Below are 635 nucleotides of genomic sequence, written 5' to 3' on the forward strand. Positions count from 1 at the left end.
CCAATCAGCTAGCGCATCAGTAAGCTCAAGTCAATCAGCATCAGCGTCTGTAAGTGCAAGCCAATCAGCTAGCGCATCAGTAAGCTCAAGTCAATCAGCTTCAGCATCAGTATCAGCAAGCCAAAGTGCTTCAGCATCTGTATCAGCAAGTCAAAGTGCTTCAGCATCAGTAAGCTCAAGTCAATCAGCTTCAGCGTCAGTAAGTACAAGCCAAAGCGCTTCAGCATCAGTAAGTGCTAGTCAATCAGCATCTGTATCAGCAAGCCAATCAGCTTCAGTATCAGCAAGTCAAAGTACTTCAGCATCAGTAAGCTCAAGTCAATCAGCTTCAGCATCTGTATCAGCAAGCCAAAGCGCTTCAGCATCAGTATCTGCAAGTCAAAGTGCTTCAGCGTCAGTAAGTGCAAGCCAATCAGCTAGCGCATCAGTATCTGCAAGCCAATCAGCAAGCACATCTGTATCAGCCAGCCAAAGTGCCTCAGCTTCAGCGTCTGTATCAGCTAGCCAAAGTGCTTCAGCATCTGTATCTGCAAGTCAAAGTGCTTCAGCATCAGTAAGTGCAAGTCACTCAGCATCTGTATCAGCTAGCCAATCAGCAAGCGCCTCTGTATCAGCAAGTCAAAGTGCTTCAGCAT

At 46.8% G+C, this 635-nt stretch carries 1 protein-coding gene; it reads left to right on the top strand.

The window, feature by feature from the left end:
- On the top strand, positions 1–635 hold a 635-nt coding region (locus B7705_RS00135; RefSeq protein ID WP_193431892.1), incomplete at both ends, for a hypothetical protein.

Source organism: Streptococcus oralis subsp. dentisani (assembly GCF_002096685.1).
GTDB lineage: Bacteria > Bacillota > Bacilli > Lactobacillales > Streptococcaceae > Streptococcus > Streptococcus oralis_AD.